The organism is Fusibacter sp. (assembly GCF_057447755.1).
Window position 1 is genome coordinate 1 of record NZ_JBVBZF010000268.1, and the last position, 4,822, is coordinate 4,822.

Sequence of the window (4,822 nt, forward strand, 5' to 3'; positions counted from 1 at the left end):
ATCATATTAAATACCAAATAGGAGGTTCCATGATTTTACTAGAAAAGTACCAAAGAGAGATTCGAACACTAAAAGCGGATGCCGCTGAGCTCGAGGTGTCACTTTGACTTAGTCAGAGTAAAGCTAAGAATTGAAGAACTGGAGTACGAAATGTCTGCGCCAGATTTTTGGTCAGATGCAGAAAAGGCACAGGGCAAATTGAAACTTCAAAAGGCCTTAAAGAACAAAATAGACAAATTTGAAGCACTTTTTAATCAAATTGAAGACCTAGAACTACTTTGTGAAATGGCCATAGCTGAAAATGATGATAGCATGGAAGGCGAAGTTGAGCAAACCTTTATAGCGCTTTCTGCTTTATGTGAAAAAATGACGCTTGAAACCTTATTGACTGGTGAGTTTGATGCCAATAATGCGATATTGTCTATTCATGCAGGTTCTGGTGGTACAGACGCCATGGATTGGGCTGAAATGCTATTGAGGATGTACAAGCGTTATGCGGATAAGAAGAACTATACAGTAAAGGTCTTGGATTTACAAAATGATACTGTTGCCGGTATTAAAAGCGCAACATTATTGATAGAGGGGCTTAATGCCTATGGATTCTTGAAATCAGAAAAAGGTGTTCATAGAATCGTTAGAATATCACCTTTTGACTCTTCTGGTAAAAGACATACTTCATTCACTTCTGTGGATGTCATGCCGGAAATAGATGATACTTATGAAATCGATATAAATCCTGTCGATCTGAAAGTTGACACATATAGGGCCTCAGGTGCGGGTGGTCAGCATGTCAATACAACAGATTCAGCAGTACGAATTACCCATTTGCCAACTGGTGTTGTTGTTCAATGTCAAAATGAAAGATCGCAAACAGCCAATAAAGCAACGGCGATGAAAATGTTGATGGGTAAGCTCATTGAACTTAAGGAACGTGAGAACAAGGAGCGCATTGAAGATTTAGCAGGTGATTATTCTCAAATAACATGGGGCAGTCAAATTAGATCATATGTGTTCCACCCTTACAATATGGTAAAGGATCATCGTACAGGGGCTGAAATGGGAAACATTCAAGCTGTAATGGATGGCGATTTGGATTTGTTTATTGATACTTATCTCAAGGGGCATTCAATTGGATCACAAATAAATGGAGAAGAGGCGTAATTATGGAATTAATCATTAATCAATTGGCGAAAGAACTCAATCTATCCATCAAGCAAGTGGAAGCAACAGTATCATTAATAGATGAAGGTAATACGATTCCCTTTATCGCGAGATATAGAAAAGAAGCCACAGGCGGCATAAGTGATGAGGTTTTAAGGGATTTTGATGACCGTCTAAAGTATTTAAGAAACTTAGAAACGAGAAAAGCCGAAGTTATTAACAGCATAGAGGAACAAGGCAAAATGACAGATGAGCTGAAGGCGGCCATCACCAAAGCTACAGTTCTTCAAAAGGTAGAGGACCTATATAGACCTTATAAGCAAAAGAAGAGTACCCGTGCCTCAAAAGCAATGGAAAGAGGGCTTGAGCCACTTGCACTCATTATTTTAGACCAGCAATTTGTCGTTGGGGATTTTGAGGCGGAAGCTGCGAAGTTTGTTAATGAAGAGATGGAAGTCAACAGTGTAGAAGATGCTATACAAGGGGCTATGGACATCATTGCAGAGCGTATTTCGGATGATCCTGATCACAGAGAGTATATTAGAAACCTTAACCTAAATCATGGCTTGTTAACGGTTGTGGCACAAAATGACAAGGAAGAATCAGTTTATGAAATGTACTATGATTACTCAGAAGGGGTTTCAAAAATAGCCAATCACAGAGTCTTGGCCATCAATCGTGGTGAGAAAGAGAAAATGCTTAAGGTAAAGCTTCAAAGTCCTGATGATCAAATTGTGGCCTACCTTATCAAGGAAACGGTTACTAACGAAAAAGCAATCACAATGCCATATTTGATCAATGCAATTGAGGATGGCTATAAGCGATTGATCTCGCCTTCCATAGAAAGAGAAATCAGAAATATCCTCACTGAAAAAGCAGAGGAAGAGGCCATTAAGGTCTTTGGAAAAAATACAAAGGCCCTTCTATTGGTACCGCCAGTTAAAGACATGAGAGTTCTTGCAATCGACCCGAGTTTCAGGACGGGTTGCAAATTGGCTGTTTTAGATGAAACTGGTAAATTGCTTGATTATGCGACCATTTACCCAAATGAACCGGTTAATAAGGTAGAAGAAGCCAAAGCTAAGATGAAACAATTGATTAAAAAATACAAACTCAACATTATTCCAATTGGAAACGGAACAGCGTCTAGAGAGACTGAAAAAATCGTTGCAGATATGATCAATGAGCTTGATGAAGAGGTATTCTATGCGATTGTGAGTGAAGCTGGCGCTTCTGTGTATTCAGCATCTAAACTTGCTACAGAGGAATATCCTGATATAGATGTCTCGATCAGAGGTGCGATTTCAATTGGCAGACGTCTTCAAGACCCATTGGCTGAGCTTGTTAAAATTGATCCTAAGAGCATTGGGGTAGGACAATATCAGCATGATGTCAACCAAAAGAGATTAGAAGACCAGCTCAAGAATGTCGTGGAAGACTGTGTAAACAGCGTAGGTGTTGATTTAAATACGGCGACGCCATCACTCTTAAACTATATCTCAGGCATTAGCAATACGCTTGCTAAAAATATCGTTGCTTATCGTGATGAGAACGGCAAGTTCAATGAAAGAAAAGAACTTCTTAAGGTTAAAAGACTTGGTGATAAGGTTTATGAACAATGTGCAGGCTTCCTTAGAATTCCTAAGGGTAAAAATCCCCTAGACAACACAGCGGTTCATCCAGAAACCTATAAAACAACAATGCTACTTTTAGATGAACTCGGATTGACACTAGATGACCTTAAAAAGGGAAGTCTTCATGAAATTGAGGATAGAATTGTTAATCTTGGAGAAATCAAGACAAAAGTCTTAAAGGGTGAGGTGCGCGGTCATGGATTTGAGGCATTAAAAGCCCTTAAGCAAGAGGCAGTTGATCCGCAAAAGGAAAGAATGATGCGATATAGTGACGGCCTCAAGAAATTGTCTCAAAAGCTTGAGATTGGAGAGCTAACACTTATAGACATCATAAACGAACTTAAAAAACCGGGTCGTGACCCTCGTGAAGACATGCCTAAGCCACTTTTTAGAAGTGATGTTTTAAAAATGGAAGATTTAAGACCAGGTATGGTACTCCATGGTACAGTTAGAAATGTCGTTGATTTTGGAGCCTTTGTAGATATTGGTGTTAAACAGGATGGTCTGGTCCATATTTCAGAAATCTGCGATAAGTTTATCAAACATCCAATGCAAGTACTTTCTGTCGGTGATACCGTTAAAGTACAAATTCTAAATGTTGACCACAATAGAGGAAAAATTTCACTTACCATGAAACAAATCAAAGAAGAATAATTACAAGTAAAAATAATGGTTTTGAAATCATTTTTAAAATGCTTCTAAAACGATTTTTAAATGAGGTTTAAGCCTCTGTTTCCAACGCAAAAAAAAATTTATATATGTTTAAAATTTTCCTTCTCTTCTAGATAAAAATGATATAATAAGAGTAGATATTTAGCAAGGCGAAGTAAATAAAACTCAACATTCACAAGGGGGAAAATCATGTTATTTATCAAAAATGCTGAAATTTACACAATGAACGGTCATGTTATCCAAAATGGCAGTATTCTTGTGGAAGCTGGCAAGATTAAAGAAATCGGCAAGGATCTCGTGGCACCACTTGATGCAACTGTAATTGATGCAAGTGGTAAGAAAGTTTTTCCAGGTTTTATAGATGCACATTGCCACATTGGCATGTGGGAAGAGGGGATTGGTTTTGAAGGTGCAGATGGCAACGAAATGACGGATCCGGTGACGCCGCATCTTAGAGCGATTGATGCTCTAAATCCGAGAGATGAAGCTTTTGAAAATGCAATTAAAGGTGGTGTGACAACTGCCGCAACTGGCCCTGGAAGTGGTAATGTCATTGGGGGTACTTTTGCTGTGGTTAAGCTTCATGGGGATCGTATAGATGATATGATTATAAACCCTTGTGTTGCGATGAAATGTGCCTTTGGTGAAAATCCTAAACGCGTTTACGCTGAGAAAAAAATGATGCCGACAACCAGAATGGGAACCGCTGCTAAACTCAGAGAAACACTTGCAAAGGCAATCGAATACAATCAAAAAATTGAATTGGCTGGAGAGGATGCATCAAAACTACCAACTTACGATATGAAACTTGAAGCAATGAGACCTGTTGTAAAAGGTGAGATACCACTCAAGGCACATGCACATAGAGCGGATGATATCTTCACCTCAATTAGAATCGCCAAGGAGTTTGGTGTTAAACTTACACTTGAGCATTGCACAGAGGGTCATTTAATTGCAGACCACCTTGCCAAAGAAGGTTACTTTGCAATTATCGGGCCTTCATTTGGTAACAAATCAAAGTTTGAGCTCAACAATAAAACCTTTGATACACCAAGAGTAATGGTTGAAGCGGGCTGTAAGATTGCAATAATGACAGACAGTCCTGTGATTCCACTTGAATATTTACCAATGTGTGCAGCACTTGCTCACAGATCGGGTCTTGATGAAATGGAAGCGCTTAAATGCATTAGTATTAATGCGGCAGAAGTTTTAGGGATCCAAGACAGGGTTGGTAGTCTTGAAGCTGGAAAAGACGCGGATATCGTCATCTGGGACCGTCATCCATTTGATTTGCAGTCACATGTGGATATGACCATCGTCAATGGTGAAGTTGTCTACAAAAGATAGTGTAAAAA

At 39.1% G+C, this 4,822-nt stretch carries 3 protein-coding genes; all 3 read left to right on the plus strand.

Features of this window, described 5'->3' with window-relative positions; all coding sequences use genetic code 11:
* Window positions 1-29 precede the first annotated feature (29 nt).
* Window positions 30-1,161, plus strand: a protein-coding gene (gene prfB, locus AC220I_RS18165) for a peptide chain release factor 2 (RefSeq protein WP_486725285.1) whose coding sequence is annotated in 2 segments (ribosomal slippage) — window positions 30-104 and window positions 106-1,161 — 1,131 coding nt in all. Because the reading frame shifts where the segments join, the coding sequence is not laid out codon by codon here.
* Window positions 1,162-1,163: 2 nt separating this feature from the next.
* Window positions 1,164-3,449 carry a Tex family protein gene (locus AC220I_RS18170; RefSeq protein WP_486725286.1) on the plus strand — a complete coding sequence of 762 codons (2,286 nt, stop codon included), beginning with the start codon at window positions 1,164-1,166 and terminating at the stop codon, window positions 3,447-3,449.
* A 207-nt stretch (window positions 3,450-3,656) separates the two neighbouring features.
* On the plus strand, window positions 3,657-4,814 hold the full coding sequence (locus tag AC220I_RS18175; RefSeq protein ID WP_486725287.1) for an amidohydrolase: 1,158 nt from the start codon (window positions 3,657-3,659) through the stop codon (window positions 4,812-4,814).
* Window positions 4,815-4,822 lie beyond the last annotated feature (8 nt).